The sequence below is a fragment of the Bradyrhizobium sp. Gha genome, from assembly GCF_900113735.1.
Lineage (GTDB): Bacteria > Pseudomonadota > Alphaproteobacteria > Rhizobiales > Xanthobacteraceae > Bradyrhizobium.
In genome coordinates this window covers 12,032-28,422 of the sequence record NZ_FOQM01000050.1, presented here as the reverse complement: position 1 = coordinate 28,422, position 16,391 = coordinate 12,032, and the positions used below count along the sequence as shown (strand labels likewise).

Sequence of the window (16,391 nt, the reverse complement as noted above, 5' to 3'; positions counted from 1 at the left end):
ATACGACAAGGAGGAGACGTGCATGGCCCGACCGGTGCTGACGGTCTCTGATACGATCGCGAAGAGCTTCTTGCGCGCGGCGGAGATACGCGGCGACAGGCCTGCGATCCGCGAGAAGACGTTCGGCATCTGGCAGCCGACCAGCTGGCGCGAATGGCTGCAGATCTCCAAGGAAATCGCCTACAGCCTTCGCGCCAGCGGCTTCATGCCCGGCGACGTCGCCTCGATCATCGCCAACGCCGTCCCGGAGTGGATCTACGCCGACATGGGCATATTGTGTGCCGGCGGCGTCTCGTCAGGCATCTATCCGACCGATGCGTCGGCCCAGGTCGAATATCTTCTCAATGATTCCACGACGCGGGTGATCTTCGCCGAAGACGAGGAGCAGCTCGACAAGATTCTCGCCTGCCGCGCGCGCTGTCCCGCGCTGCAACGGATCGTCGTCTTCGACATGGAGGGTCTCGGCGGCTTTTCCGACGCCATGGTGATGTCGCTCGACGAGTTTCGCACGCTCGGGCGTGACCACATGGTCGGCCGCGAGGCGCTGTGGCAGGAGATGGTCGACAGCCGCAGCGCCGGCGATCTCGCCGTTCTCGTCTACACGTCAGGCACGACAGGCCCGCCCAAGGGCGCGATGCATTCCAACCGCAGCGTCACGCACCAGATGCGACACGCCAACGACTTCATCCCGGCGCGCGAGGACGAGGACCGGCTGATCTTCCTGCCGCTCTGTCACGTCGCCGAGCGCATCGGCGGCTACTACGTCTCGGTTGCGCTCGGCTCGATCATGAACTTCGCCGAGAGCCCGGAGACGGTGCCCGATAATCTGCGCGAGGTGCAACCGACCGTCTTCCTCGCGGTGCCGCGGATCTGGGAAAAATTCTATTCCGCCATCACCATCGCGCTGAAGGACGCGACGGCATTCCAGCAATGGGCCTACCGCCGTGCCATCAAGATCGGCTATCGCATGGTCGATTGCCGCCTCGAGGGCCGGACGCCGTCGCTGGGCTTGCGCGTCGCCAACCGCATCGCCTACCAGCTCGTCTTCCGCAACATCCGCCGCATGATCGGGCTCGACCGTTGCCACATCGCCTTCACGGGAGCAGCGCCGATCGCGCCGGATCTGATCCGCTGGTATCTCGCGCTCGGCATCGACATGCACGAGGTCTACGGCCAGACCGAGAATTGCGGTGTCGCGACCATGATGCCGGCCGAACGCATCAAGCTCGGCTCGGTCGGCACGGCGGTGCCCTGGGGCGAAGTCGCGCTCTCCCCCGACGGCGAGATCCTGATCAGGGGCGACTTCCTGTTCATGGGCTACCTCAGTCAGCCGGAGAAGACGGCGGAGACCATCGATGTAGGCGGCTGGCTGCACACCGGCGATATCGGCACCATCGACAACGAGGGGTTTGTCCGCATCACCGACCGGATGAAGGACATCATCATCACCTCGGGCGGCAAGAACATCACGCCGTCGGAGATCGAGAACCAGCTCAAATTCTCGCCCTACATTTCCGATGCCGTCGTGATCGGCGACAGGCGGCCGTACCTGACCTGCCTCGTGATGATCGACCAGGAGAATGTCGAGAAGTTCGCGCAGGATCACGACATTCCCTTCACCAACTACGCCAGCCTGTGCCGGGCCGGCGAAATCCGGGACCTGATCTGGCGCGAGATCGAGGCCGTCAACGCCAGCTTCGCGCGTGTCGAGTCCATCAAGACATTCGACCTGATCGAGCGCCAGCTCACGCCGGAGGACGAGGAGCTGACGCCGACCATGAAGCTGAAACGCAATTACGTGAACAAGCGCTACGCCGCTGAAATCGACGCGATGTATCGCGAGCGGGCGGTCGCCTAGCTCGCAAATCAACAGCGAAGCGGTGATGGCCCCGCCGCTCGCGCAATACCGGCCTTAAGGAGAGGAGACGACAATGTCGAAGTGGTTGAAAGCGTTCGGCCTAGCTGTGAGTGCGTTCGCACTCACCTGTCAGCCGTCCCTGGCGCAAACCAAAGTCACCAATGAGGGCATTTCGGCCAACGAGATCGTCATCGGTACCCATCAGGATCTGTCGGGGCCGATCAAGGTCTGGGGCGTGCCTGTTTCCAACGGCATGAAGATGGCAGTCGAGGAGATCAACGCCGCCGGCGGCATCCAGGGCCGCAAGCTCAAGATGGTCCTGGAGGACAACGGCTATGATCCGAAAAAGGCGGTTCTGGCCTCGCAAAAGATGGTCGAGCGCGACAAGATCTTCGCGATGATCGGTCCAATGGGCTCGCCGACGGTGTTGGCCGCCCAGGATATCCTGTTCGATGCCGGCGTGCTCCAGCTGTTTCCGCTGACGGCGGCCGAGTTCACCTTCAAGTTCGATCCGGCCAAGCCGCAGGAGCGGCTCAAGTTCAACAATCTGCTGCCTTACGTCGAGAGCACGCGCGCCGCCCTGAAATACATGATGGAGTGGAAGAATTTTCAGAAGCCCTGCATCATGCATCAGGACGACGAGTACGGAAAAAACGTGCTCGACGGCTTCAACCAGCAGCTCGCGGCAATGAAGCTGCAGCCGGCCTCGATCACGAGCTACAAGCGCGGCGCGTCCGATTTCAGTGCGCAGGTCGCCAAGATGAAGTCCGACGGCTGCGATCTCGTCGTGCTCGGCACCGTGATCCGCGAGACCATCGGCGCGATGACCGAGGCGAAGAAGCTCGGCTGGGACGTCACTTTCCTGGGCGCCACGCCGACCAACGTGCTGGAGGTGCCGACGCTCGGCAAGGAGGCGGTCGAGGGGCTCTATGCGGCTTCGGGCTTCGAGATTCCCTATGAGGACACCGCCAAGGGCAAGGTCCACGACTGGCTGATCAACTACAAGAAGATGTTCGGCACCGACGCCAACACGCAGGCGATCATCGGCTACAATGCGGTGATGACGTTTGCGTTCTACGCAGACAAGGCCGGCAAGGATCTGACCGGACAGAAGATGCTCGATTCACTGGAATCAGGCGAAAAGTTCCTCGACATCTTCAATTCGCCGCCGACCAAGTTCTCCAAGACCGACCATCTGGCCAACACCATCACCCAGGTGCAGCAGGTCAAGGGCGGCCGCTGGGTGCTGGTCAAGGACAATCTGATGTTTTGATCTGAGACTGCCGCCGCGTGCTCAGTGCACCCTCTCCCCTTGGGGAGAGGGTGGATCGCCGCAAAGCGGCGCGCCGGGTGAGGGGTCTCTATCCTCACGAGCAGTAGAGCGAGTGGAAGCAACCCCTCATCCGGCGCTTCGCGCCACCTTCTCCCGCAGGGGGAGAAGGAAGAAGCCCTCACGACCCCCCACCCGCCGTCCCCGAGCTCACCGGCGCCAGCTCGTCTTCGCGGCAGCGCCAGCCGTCGGCCGCTTTGACGAAGGCAAAGGTGCGCTGGATTCGAAGACGGCGCGTGACATTGAAAGCCGCTGCGGAGCGTTCCTTGTTGGCGGCGCCCGGTTGCGGACGGCCGGTGCCGGCGTCCCAGCAGGTGCCGGTGCAGGTGGAGGCGACCTGGCTGCAGGTGGTGAATGGCGCCAGCACCACCATCTCGATCTCGCCGGTGACCTGCGCCTCCTGATCGGCCACCTGGCTGTCGAGCGCGTAGACGCGATTGATGCGGAGGAAATTGCCGCAGGAATTGGCAGCGTGGATGCGCGCGGCGCAGAAATCGATGGCGTCGGCGTCGGGCTCGCGTGCTGAGACCTGCCGGCCGAACACCTTCTTCGGATCGCCCCTGGCTGCAGCGATCTCCTCGGTCTTGCGCTTCAGATATTCGGCGAGGCAATCTTCCGGGGAGCCAAGCTCCTGCGGCGGCACGTTCTCCTTGCCGACCAGATTGCATTTGCGATCGCGCTCGCGGGTCCAGCGGCCGTATTCTGCGAAAGCAAACCGCGCCGCGGTCGGGTCCAGCTTGCCGATCAGGCCGAGCACCTGGCTGTTGAGCTCGGTCTCGGCGAGCGCCAGCGACGGGTCCGCACAGATCAGCGCGCCGGCGGCGGTGTTGGCCGCCAGACAGTCGAAATCCGGATCGCGCACGATCGCGGCGCGATCCTCGGTCACCTTGAGCAGGCAGGCCTTCACGCGGTCGAAATCTTCGACGCGAACGGCGGTCTGGCCGACGATGCCGCAGCCGAGATTGCGCTGGCGATTCCAGATCGCATTCTCCTCGATCGCAGGCAGACGATCGGGCAGGCGGGCGAGCCGCGCCTCGATGGCCGTCGAGAGCTTCTCGGCGGCTGCGGCAAGCTCGGCATCGCCGCAGAACAATTGATTGCTGGGATCGCGGATCTGCTGGCAGTTATTCCTGCCGAATTGCGGCAGCCCGTCGGACAGGGAAGGAGCGGATGGACCGGATTGCGCGAAGCCTGGTGCCGCCGGCAACGCCAGCAGCGCAAGCACGATGAGCACGATCAGCCGCATTCCACTCGCCCCCGCAGAGAGGCCTCATGCTAGCGCCGGGGATCACGTGGCGAAACGGGTTTGTGATGGGATACTGGTGGCCCGGATGGAGCGAAGCGTAATCCGGGGCCAGTGCAAGATGCGACGGGCGGTCCCGGAACTCGCTTTCGCTTCGTCCGGGCTACGAGATCGTCAATGCCCCCCGGGGATCACCATCGAGAACTGCACGGGCTCGCCGACATATCTCAGCACGGCAGACTGGTAGAGCACGAACAGCGGCTGGTAGCTGCGTGCCTCGTCATCCGCGACCATGGCCATGCGGCGGTTGTCGAGCATCAGCCAGTGTCCGTCGAGCCTTGCCGCGATCACCGCATGCTCTTCGCCGGCCCTGGCATCGCGCACCACGACGATGCGCAGGTCCTCATCGGCAACGCCGGCGAGCCGCAGCGCGGCGAGCTTGGCGATGGCATAGTCTTCGCAGTCGCCGGCGCCGCGCGCGAAAGTCTTGAGCGGCGAGCTCCAGACATCTTCGGCGCCGTCACTTTCGGCGCGGATGGCGAGGTTGATGGCGCGGTTGGTCTCGCCCAGCCGCGCGCGACCGTCGCGGGTGCGAACCTGGTCGACGATGGCAAGCAGCTTCAGCGCCGCGGGCGAGGCGCAATGGTCGCGATCGCCGTCGCACAACGCGAGCTGCACCATGTCGTCGTCGAGCTGCTCTTTCAGTGCGAACCATTTCTGCCGCAGGCCGCCGCTGGAAACGGGAAAGGCGAACACGCCGAACGGCTCGGCGGATTTGCGCACGAGCACGCCTGCGCCCGGCGACAGCAATGTGCCGGCACGAAGATCGGCCGCGGATCCGAGCAGCATCAACCCGCATAGAGCAAGGACTGCGCGCCAGGCGCGCACGCGAGCGGCGGACTCCATCTGACATCCCCTTCCGGCTTCGCCAGGATGATGAAGAAGGATTCCCCTCGACCTCAACGCGCCGGTCTTTGTTGCTTTCGCGGAGATGGTGCGAGACGGCCCGTTTTGTTCTGCTTAATGCGCGGCGGCCGGCTCCCAAAACCGTGGGACAGGCTGAAGCGGGCCTGCCCGAATTGCACAAAACTTTACGAATCGGGGACTAGGAGAGGCTCGGCTGCCGCGAAATGGCGTCGAATGCAGGCACAAGTTGTGGTCGGTCGATTCTGCTCCTATGGCTAATGACCCGCTACTTCACGGATTCTGTTAGTTGGATCACAGATTTGGCTCCGTAAATGCCGCAGTATGCGGCGGGGTATCATGATGCGAAGATTGAGGTGAGTATTGAGCGTTCAAAATATACTGCAGAGTACATGGAACGCTCGGAAATGGGCTCCAACACCCGACGCTTTACTCGCAAATCTCACAACGATGACTTCGGTTTATCTTTGCATGTCGCCGCAGGCATAGTCGCCGGCAGCCAAGTCGTGCCAAATCACACAAGCAATAGATGGTTTCGCTAAGGACTTGGTAATGATATGCGAGCTTAGGCGGTCGATTCTTTCATAAATATTAACCCTTTTCCGGTGCCCCGTTGAATTACGCTGGCAAATTTGACGCCGCGCTCTCCTTGGATGGGCAGGGTTTCGGCTCGTCCGACCATGTCGATTCCTTTATGGCCAGGTCCTTTGCGGCCAAGTCCTTTACCGCCAAGGCACATGGCCACGTGCCCGATGGTGCGGTCGTCGTTGCCGACCCCAATCTGATCTTCCATGGCGATTTCAAGCGCACGGGACTTGATCTCGTGCTGTCCCATGACGGCCACGAGTTCGTCGTTCACGATTATTTCAGGGGCGACAAGCGCGCGGCGATCGCCTCGCCCGACGGCGCGCATCTCACCGGCGATATCGTCAGCGCGCTCACGGGTTACGTTCAATATGCGCAGGCCGCGCCCGGCGCCGCTGCGGCACAGGTCATCGGCCATGTCACCAAGCTGACCGGCAGCGCCACCGCGATCCGCAACGGCGTCTCCGTCATCCTGAACAACGGCGACAATGTCGAGAAGGGCGACGTGGTCTCGACCGGCTCGGATTCGACGCTCGGCGTGACCTTCATCGACGGCACCGTGTTCGGCCTGTCCTCCAACGCGCGGATGGTGCTGAACGAGATGGTCTACGACCCGAACGGGTCGAACAATTCCTCGCTGCTCAGCCTGGTTGCGGGCACCATTACCTTCGTCGCCGGCGAGACCGCCAAGCACGGCGACATGAAGATCGACACGCCGGTCGCCACCATGGGTATCCGTGGCACGGCGGTGCTGACCGAGATCAACTTCGTCGTTCCCCCGGGTGGCGGCGATCCGCAACCGCAGGCGAACTTCCAGGTGCTGGTCGAGCCGAACGGCACCACCGGCTCCTACATCCTGTTCGACAAGCTGACCTTGCTGCCGATCGCGACGGTCAACCAGGCCGGCCAGATGATCCAGATCAGCGGTGGCAACGTCTCGGTCACCAATGCGCTGTTGTCACCTGATGTGCAGAAGCTGATCACGGACGTGTTCACGCTGAAGTTCACGGACAACAACACCAACACCAAGCTGACCACGAACTTCACCGACACCATCACGCAGACCAGCGACGGCATGACGATCAAGACGCCGGCCGGCTACGTTGCGATTCCGGTCTTCGTCAATCTCAGCCAGCAGAACGGTGCGCTGCAGGCCCCGACCGATCACGCGACCGCGGGCAGCCGCGTTCCGAACGCGCTGTCGCTGTTTTTGCAGAGCCTCGACCTCGCCAACAACGTCAAGGTCGCATTCAACCTGACCGAAGTCGCAGGTCAGACCGGCGTGTCGACGGCCGATCTGGTGATCGCCAAGGCCTCCTTTGTCGACTTCAATCTTGGCGACCGTCCGACCGTGAAGGTGGTGCTCACCGACGGAACCTATGTCTACCAGGACTCGGGCCAGCACGACGTGACGGGAGGCCTCTCGGCGCTCCAGAAGCAGGATATTCTGGCCACCGAGGTCAAGATCACCGTCATTCCCGGGGCCGACAACGACAGCAACGGAACCGCGGCCTGGACCTTCAGCGTTCCGGACAACGCCTTCGACTTTCTCGCCGCAGGCGAGACGCTGACACTGAAATACACCATCGTCCTCAACAACAACTTCGCCGACGATCCAGGGATCGTCACCAAAGACATCACCATCACCATCACCGGCACCAACGACAAGCCGGTGATCACCTCGGCCGTGCCGACCATCACCTTCTCGGGCGGCACCAGCGTGCCGGGTGGCCCGCTCACCAGCGAAGTGCCGACCTCAGGCACGCTGAGCTTCAGCGATGTCGATCTCACCGACACGCACACGGTGTCGGTGTCCAAGTTCAGCGCGGTCCTGCCCGGCGGCACCGTGCCCCAGAGCATCTACGACTTTCTCGCCAATGACCTCTCGGTCTCGATCGCGCCCGGTCACGACAGCACCGGGCCCGCCACGGGAACGGTGAATTGGTCGCTCCGAGATATCCCGGTCTATCTCGCCGACTTCATCCCGAAGGGCGAGGTGCTGACGCTGACCTACACCGTGACGGTCACGGACTCGCAAGGCGCCACGTCAGACCAGACCATCACGGTCACGATCACGGGCACCGATGCGCCCGCCGTGGTGTGGATCGCGACGAACAAGCCGGGAGCTCCGTCAGGCGGCTTCTGGAGGGACGGCGCCAACTGGGAAACCGGCACCGTGCCGACCAGCAGCGACGACGTCATCGTCATCACCGATCAGCTGCACGGCCTGACGCCGTCCTATCCGGTCACGATCGACACAGCCGCGTTCGCCAATTCGCTGACGATGAACGATTTCGACACCAACGCGGACCACACGGCCCCGGAGGTGATCAACAAGAGCACACTGACGATCACCAAGACGCTCACGCTCGAGGCCGATTCGAGATTCACCAATCAGGCGACGGGCATCGTCTCGGTTGGCGGCAAGGCCGAGTTTTCGGGGACCAGCGTCCTTGCGAATGCCGGGCGGATGACGCTTGCAGGCGGTGGCGACTTCGCCAGGGGTACGTCGATCAGCAACTCCGGCACGATCGAGCTGTCCGGCGGCACGCTGACGACGCTCGCCGAAATTCACAATGCAGGCGGCATCCTCGAAGCGGATATTGGTACGACGCTGATCGTTGATGCCGCGACGGTCGATGGCGGTACCGTGATCATTTACGGCACGCTGGAGCTCGACGGCACCAGCCTGATCGAGAACGGCACGCTGAGCAATTGCGGCGTGGTCAACGTCAAGGGTGCGGCAGAGTTCGCCAACGAAACCGTCGTCAACAAGGCCGGCGGCCTGATCGAGGTGTGGAGCGACAGCGCGCTGACGATCGACAATGGCTCCGTCGTCAAAAATTCGGGCAAGCTCACGGTCGATGCCGACGGCAAACTGATCGTCGACGGCGCGACGATCGACGGCGGCACGCTGACCATATCAGGTACGCTGGAATCGACGGGCAGCAGCGCCATCACCGGCGTGGATATCACCAGCTCCGGCACGGTCACGATCGACGGAACGTCGAAGCTCTATTTGACCGACGTCTCGATCAACGGCGGCAACCTGAACAATTTCGGCCATCTCTACGCCGTGTCGGGCGGCAACAATGTCGCGGGTGCCGTGATCAATACCGGCATCATCGAGGTGCAGGCCGGCACGCTGAACCTGTCCGGCAGCCTCACCGGTGCTGGCCAGTTGATCATCGACGACAAGGCGACGCTGGAGCTCGGCGGAGCCGATGCGCAGACCGTCACCTTCACCGGCGGTTCCGATACGCTGCAGCTGGACAACACCAGCCATGACTTCACCGGGACCATCACCGGCCAGGCGACGAGTGGTGGCAGCTTCGCGATCACCGGCAACGCCAACATCACGGCGTCTGCAGGCGATGCGCTCGACTTCACGGCATCGGGCGGGTCGAGCGACAGCCGCGCCGACATCGTGCTGACGCCATCAGGCACGCTGACCGGCGCGAACAACGGCATTGCCGTCACCCAGAACGGCATCGGCAACATCTCGCTGACCACGGTTGGCGATGTCACCGGAACTGCCGGCGACGGCATCACGCTGCGGGACGGCGCGGGCGGGGCAGGCGACATCACTGCGACGATCGGCGGCACGGCCTCAGGTGCTGTCGGTCTCGACGTGCTCGCCAACGGCGATGGCGAAGTCACCATCACGAATCACGGGCATATCATAGGCACGAGTTCGTACGGCATCAGTGTCGTCCAGGACGGCGACGATGCGACGGGTTCGACGCACATCACCAATACCGGATCTGTGGGCGGTGCCGGCGACGTCGCCGCGATCTCCATTCATGAGAGCGCGACCGGCACCGCGACGATCGACAATTCCGGCACCATCGGTCCCGACGACGCCGGCAGCGTGACCGCGACGACCTATGCGATCGTCGAGACCGGCGGCGCGGTCACGATCAACAACAGCGGCCACATCAGCGGCAACATCTCGGTTGCCAGCGCCACCTTCGAGAACGAATCCGGTGGCGCCTGGACCGCTTCCGGTGTCAGCGTGTTCGGCACCTCGTCCACGATCGATAACGCCGGCGAAATCGATCTCCACGACGGCGCCTCTGTCGCGAGCGCGGACGGGTTGACCTTCGGCATCGCCAACTCCGGCAGCATCGAGAGTTGGGGCACGACATCGATCACGGGCAGCATCACCAACACCAACACGATCGAGATCCATGCCGGCGGGGCCTTGTCGCTGTTCGGCTCGCTGTCCGGCTCCGGTTCGGTCACGATCGACGCCGGCGCGACGCTGGTGCTCGACGCCACGATGTCGCAGACGGTCACCTTCGCGGGCGACGGCAGCGAGCTCTCCATCCGGACGACGGATTTCGGCGGCTCGATCGCGGGATTGACCGCGACCGACAAGATCGACCTGTCGAGCATCGGCTATGCCCTCGGAACCAGTGCGTTGTACGTCGCCAATGACGACGCCAGAACCGGCGGCACGTTGACGATCACCGACGCCGCCGGTCATCACATCAGCCTGACCCTGACCGGCGCCGACTACAGCAACACGATTTTCGCGGGCAGCGACGACGGCACGGGTCACACGGTGATCACCGTCAACGCTGCGGACGACGCGCCGAAATTCACCGCGGATGGCGCCGGGCTGAGCGCGAGCTTCTCCGAATTGGCGAACACCACCAATTCGCCGACGCTCGACCCGGTGCCGGCCGCCAGCGGCTCGATCGCGTTCACCGACGTCGATCTGACGGATCGTCCGCAGGCGAACGTGACCCACCAGGACGTGACCTGGCTCGACGCCGATGGCCATACCGAGCTCACGCTGACGTCGGGTCAGGCGAGTGCGCTGGAAAGCGCGCTTGCCGTTCTGACATCAGGCAAGAACAACGGTGCCGTCGACTGGAGCTATTCGATCCCTGACGGTGCGCTGGACTTCCTCGGCCAGGGCCAGACCGCGACCATCGTCTCCACCATCACGCTCGACGACGGCCATCACAGCACCGACACGACCCAGGTCACCGTCACGATCACCGGCGCCAACGACGTGCCCACGCTCGACAACGCGACGCTGGCTTCTGTCGCCGGCGATGACGGCAATCCGCCCGGCGACACCATCGGTGATCTCTTCGTCGGCAAATTCCACGATGTCGATGCCGGCGCGGGCTTCAAGGCAATTGCGGTCAGTGCCGACAACGCGACGCCGGATCAGGGCGTCTGGCAGTACGAGATCGCCGGCACGGATCAGTGGGTGGCCATCTCCGGCGTCAGCGACACCAATGCGCTGGTGCTGAGCACCGATGCGCTGGTCCGCTTCGTCCCCGCGCAGGGCTTCAGCGGCACGCCAGGAACACTCGACGTCCACGCGCTCGATAATACCTATGGGGGTGATGTCAGCGGCACCTCTCCAGTCTCCATCGACATCTCCGGTGCCGGTCACGACGGCACGGCGCCGGCGTCGAGCGAGGCTGCCACGATCAGCACCAGTGTGACCGCGCCTGCCGGCGGGCCGCTCATCGGCACCGACAATTTCTACGTCTCGCATGATCGCGAGCTCGGCACCGACACGATCTTCAATCTCTCGGTCAGCGACACCGATCCCGGCGCGACGGATGATGACTTCACCGTGACGGCGGTGACCGCACATGCGGGCAGCAGCGTCGATCTGTCGACCGCATCCGGCTCGCTCGACGACATCAACACGGCCTTCGACAACGGTGTCACCTACAATCCCGGCGATACCCCGCCGAATACCGACCGGATCACGCTGACCGTGACGGACCAGACCACCGGCGCCAGCGACACGGTCAACTTCATCTTCAACCAGGGCGACGCCGGCAATGGCGTCACGCTGAACGGCACCAGCGGCAAGGACGTCATCTTCGCGACGACGACCGGCGACACGCTGAGCGGCGGCGGCGGCAAGGATCAGTTCGTGTTCGCGCCGGGCACGACCGGGGAGGATGCCACGCACACCATCGCCGATTTCATTGAGGGCCTCGACAAGATCGACCTGCGCCAGTTCTCGGGCGTTGCGTCCACTCACGATCTCCAGATGACCCAGCTGTCCGGCGCAACGCAGGTTACGTGGCAGGAGCAGATTGGCACGGGAGACAGCGCGGTCACCGAACATGAAACGCTGCTGCTGAAGGGCGTGGTCGCCGCAAGTCTCAAGGCCAGCGATTTCATCTTCCACATCTCCTGATCGGCGCCGGATCCGGCCGGCCTGGCCGCGATCACGCCCAGCTCGACGCCGGCAAAAAATCCACAATCCTCCGCCATCGGGGAATGGAAAATCACGCGCCGAGGCTCCATGATCCGGGGGACGCGACGCGCGGCGGGAAGCTCGACTGACATGAAACGTCTCAAAATCCTGCGCCGGTGGTTCACGCGGAGACTCGGCGTTGCGCGGCTGATATGCCTTGGGCTGCTGATCGTCTTCGCCGGGTTGCGCGTCTGGGATCCGCCGCCGCTGCAGGAAGTGCGCGTGCGCACCTTCGACCTGTTTCAGCTGATCGATCCCCGCCACAAGGCGGTGCGGCCGGTCACCATCGTCGACATCGACGACAAGAGCCTCGCCAGGCTCGGCCAGTGGCCATGGCCGCGGACGCGGATCGCCGATCTGATCATCAACCTCACCCACGACGGCGCAGTCGCGATCGGCTTCGACGTGGTGTTCTCGGAGCCTGACCGGCTCAATCCGGATCTGGTCGCCAATGAGATGCGCTATCTGGACGATGCGACCCGCGCCAGGCTGCACGAACTGCCCAGCAACGACCAGGTCCTCTCGGAAGCGATCAAGGGTTCGCGCGTGGTGCTGGGCGAGACCGGCCAGCCGGCGGTCGGTTCCGAGATCGACAAGTCGCTGCCCTTCACCGGCGTTGCAACGGTCGGCGAAGAGAATGCCGAAAAATTCCTGTTCGAATTCCCCGGCCTGCTGCGCAACGTACCCGTCATCGAGAAGGTCGCGGCCGGCCGCGGCCTGTTCACCATCAAGACCGAGCGCGATGGCCTGATCCGGCGCGTGCCGATGATCATGCGCGCCCAGGGCAATATCATGCCCTCGCTCGGCCTCGAGATCCTGCGGGTCGTCACGGGAACGCCGACGCTGCTGGTTCGCACCGACAAGACCGGCATCCGGGGCGTGCGCATCAAGGGCCTGGAGATCCCGACCGACAAGAATGGCCAGCTCTGGGTGCATTATGCGCGCCAGGATCCCTCGATCTACGTCTCGGCCGCCGACGTGCTCGACAACACCGTGCCGCCTGACAAGATCAACGGCAAGCTGGTGCTGATCGGCACCTCCGCCGTCGGCCTCAACGATCTCAAGACCACGCCGGTCTCGGCGAACATGCCTGGCGTCGAGATCCACGCCCAGGTGCTCGAAAGCGTGCTCAGCGGCGCGGTGATTTCGCAACCGAACTATGCGCTCGGTGTCGAATTGCTCACTGCGATGATCATCGGCATCCTCGTCATCATCTTCACGCCGAATCTCGGTCCGGTCCGGCTGGTGCTCGCGGGCGCGATGTTCGCCGCCATCCTGATCGGCTCGTCCTGGTTCTTCTACGCGCGGTACCGCTACCTCATCGACTTCACCTATCCGCTGTTGTCGACCACGGCGATCTACCTGACCTTCATCTTCGCGAGCTTCGTGCGCGAGCAACGGCAGCGCGTGCAGATCCGCGGCATGTTCGCGCAATACATGTCGCCGGAGCTGGTCGAGCAGCTCGCGCAATCGCCCGAGAAGCTCAAGCTCGGCGGCGACGAGCGCGACATGACGATCATGTTCTCCGACGTGCGCGGCTTCACCTCGATCTCGGAAAGCTTCAAGCATGATCCGCAAGGCCTGATCACGCTGATGAACCGCTTCCTGACGCCGCTGACCGACGTGATCCGCGCGCACCGCGGCACCATCGACAAATACATGGGCGACGCCATCATGGCGTTCTGGAATGCGCCGGTCGACGACGACCAGCATGAGGTCAACGCCTGCGAGGCGGCAGTCGGCATGCTCGAGAAGATCGACGAGGTCAACAGGGAGCGCGAGCAGGAGGCCGCCGAGGGCGGTCACGCCTACATTCCTCTCAATGTCGGCATCGGCCTCAACACCGGCATCGGCGTGGTCGGCAACATGGGATCCGACAAGAAGTTCAACTATTCGGTGCTCGGCGACAGCGTGAACCTGGCGTCACGCCTGGAAGGCCAGACCAAGGAATACGGTTTCCCGATCATCGTGGGCTCGCGCACCGCACTCGCCGCCAAGGACAGATTCGCGATCCTCGAGCTCGACTTCATCACGGTCAAGGGCAAGAGCGAACCGGAGGTGATCTATGCGATCGCTGGCCGCGAGGATGTGTTGCAGTCGGCCGCGTTCCAGCGCCTGCGCAACGTCACCATCGAAATGCTCGCCTGCTACCGCAGCCGCGACTGGCAGGGCGCACTCGACGCCATCGAACGCGGCCGTCGCAGCGAGGATGCCGACACGCTGGAGAAGCTGTTCGGCCTGTACGAAGCAAGGATCAACGAGTTCAAGGTCAATCCGCCGCCGGACGATTGGACGGGGGCGTATGCGCTGCTGACGAAGTAGCGGGCGAGGACGTAGCCTGTAGGGTGGGTTAGCTCAGCGGATGCGCGAAGCGCAGTCCGGTGAGCGTAACCCACCAACTTCGGTCGGCACCTGTGGAAGCATGGTGGGTTACGCCTGCGGCTAACCCACCCTACGGCAGCTGCGTTTGCCGCGCGCCCTCACTCCACCCCGATCGTCGTGAGGTCCTGGAACCAGTGCTGCGCCTGCACGAACTGCTTGATCTTCGGCGACAGCGCATGCGGGTTGGTGTCGTGGACCACCCAGACCAGCGCGGCGTCGTCGACGATCAGCGCATGCGCCCGCGCGATCAAATCGTCCTGCTTGGCGGTGTCGAACGTCTGCTTGGCCTGGTTGATCAGCGCGTCGACCTCGGGATTCTTGTAGCCGCCCCAGTTGACGCCGACCGGCGCGATCTGGTCGGAGGCAAAGAAGCGGACGATGGCGTAGAGCGGGTCCGAGGTGACATAGGCGATGTTGTTGGCGGTGATGCCGGCGTTGATCTCGTCGGCCGCGCCCTTGCGCCAATGCGTATAGAGCGTTTCGAGCTCGACCACCTTGAAGTCGATGTCGATGCCGATCTCCTTGAAACTCTGCTGCAGGAATTCGTTCATCGGCAGCGACAGCATCTGGCCGGTGCCACCCTGCGCGATGATGAAGGTGGCCTTCAGCGGCTTTGCTTTCGAATAACCGGCTTCCTCGACCAGCTTTTTCGCGGCGGCGAGATCATATCTCAGCTCGAAAGTCGGCTTGCCGAACCACGGGCTCGACGGGTCCACCTGGCCCCTGGCGGGCTTCGCAAGACCGTTCATCAGGCCGACCACCTCGTCGCGGTTGATGGCGAGGTTCAGCGCCTTGCGCAGGCGGATGTCGGTCCAGGGCGAGCCCGGCAGCACGCTGAGATGATAATTCCAGACATGCGGCGTGACGTTGTCGACGATCTTCATGCCCGCCGCCTTCAGCTGCGGCACGGCATCAGGCGCCGGCGTTTCGATCAGGTCGACCTGGCCCGCGAGCAGCGCATTGGTGCGGGTCAACGCTTCCGGCATCGGCACCAGCACGATCTTGTCGACCCTGGGAATGCGCTTGGCGTTCCAATAGTCCGGATTCTTGCTGAGCTCGGCCAGCTCGCGCGGCACCAGTTTCGTCAGCTTGAACGGGCCGGTGCCGGAGGGCTGGCTGGCGAACTTGTCCCAATCCTTGCCGAGCTTCTCATACTGCGCCGGGCTCGACACCAGGAACCACAGCATCTGATAGGGGAAGAAGGAGTCCACCGTCTTGGTCGTGATCTCCACGGTGAAATCGTCGATCTTGGCGTAGCTCGCGACCGAAGGAAGCCGCGTCTTCACCTGCGCGCTCTGCCGCTTGTCGAATTGCGGCGCCTTGTCGTTGAGCACCTTGTCGAGATTCCAGATCACCGCATCGGCGTTGAACTCGCTGCCGTCGTGAAACTTCACGCCCTTGCGAAGGGTGAAGCGCCATTTGGTCTTGTCTGAATCGTCGACCTTCCATTCGGTCGCGAGCCCCGGCACCAGCTTGCCCGGGCGATCGGCCACGTCCATCTCCCACGCCACCAGCGGATCGTAGATCGTATAGGCCGTGAATTGATAGGCGCCGGCGCCGCGATCGGGCTGGCCCGTCGTCAGCGGAATATCCGCCATCGAGATGCCATAGCGCACCACCGTTTCGGCGCGCGCCGCGACTGCGAACGACGCCAGTGCAAGCACGGCGAGACAGGTCGATTTGAGGATTCGCATGGCCCAAGCTCCCAGAATAGTCGGGCCTAACGTGCAATCCGGATGCCAGAATAGGCAGTTTGCTTGCGCTGCATTCCCGTGATCACAAGGACTTGTCGTCGCAGGGCTAATTTGCAGAATAAGTTTCTCCTTGG

At 63.4% G+C, this 16,391-nt stretch carries 7 protein-coding genes; 4 read left to right on the top strand and 3 right to left on the bottom strand.

The window, feature by feature from the left end:
* Positions 1-22 precede the first annotated feature (22 nt).
* Together BM222_RS35780 and BM222_RS35775 are read left to right on the top strand one after the other, a co-directional pair.
* On the top strand, positions 23-1,858 hold the full coding sequence (locus BM222_RS35780; RefSeq protein ID WP_092239271.1) for an AMP-dependent synthetase/ligase: 1,836 nt from the start codon (positions 23-25) through the stop codon (positions 1,856-1,858).
* A gap of 73 nt (positions 1,859-1,931) precedes the next feature.
* Positions 1,932-3,131: an ABC transporter substrate-binding protein gene (locus tag BM222_RS35775; RefSeq protein WP_092239269.1), complete on the top strand. Its 1,200-nt coding sequence runs from the start codon at positions 1,932-1,934 to the stop codon at positions 3,129-3,131.
* Between the two features lie 178 nt (positions 3,132-3,309).
* Here BM222_RS35775 and BM222_RS35770 read toward each other — a convergent pair whose 3' ends face one another.
* Positions 3,310-4,434, bottom strand: a complete 1,125-nt coding sequence (locus BM222_RS35770; protein WP_092239266.1) for a lysozyme inhibitor LprI family protein — start codon at positions 4,432-4,434, stop codon at positions 3,310-3,312.
* A gap of 171 nt (positions 4,435-4,605) precedes the next feature.
* Entirely contained in the window at positions 4,606-5,337 is a 732-nt protein-coding gene (locus BM222_RS35765) for a transglutaminase-like cysteine peptidase (RefSeq protein WP_092239264.1), read from the bottom strand.
* Positions 5,338-5,968: 631 nt separating this feature from the next.
* On the opposite strand from BM222_RS35765, the gene BM222_RS35760 reads away from it, so the two are divergent.
* Positions 5,969-12,121, top strand: coding sequence for a FecR domain-containing protein (locus tag BM222_RS35760; RefSeq protein ID WP_177243667.1), 6,153 nt, complete (start codon positions 5,969-5,971; stop codon positions 12,119-12,121).
* A 150-nt stretch (positions 12,122-12,271) separates the two neighbouring features.
* Positions 12,272-14,503, top strand: coding sequence for a CHASE2 domain-containing protein (locus BM222_RS35755; protein WP_092239263.1), 2,232 nt, complete (start codon positions 12,272-12,274; stop codon positions 14,501-14,503).
* A 158-nt stretch (positions 14,504-14,661) separates the two neighbouring features.
* On the opposite strand, the gene BM222_RS35750 is transcribed toward BM222_RS35755, so the two are convergent.
* The gene (locus BM222_RS35750; RefSeq protein WP_092239261.1) at positions 14,662-16,257 is read right to left on the bottom strand and encodes an ABC transporter substrate-binding protein; all 1,596 of its coding nucleotides are present in this window, start codon (positions 16,255-16,257) and stop codon (positions 14,662-14,664) included.
* Positions 16,258-16,391: the final 134 nt, after the last annotated feature.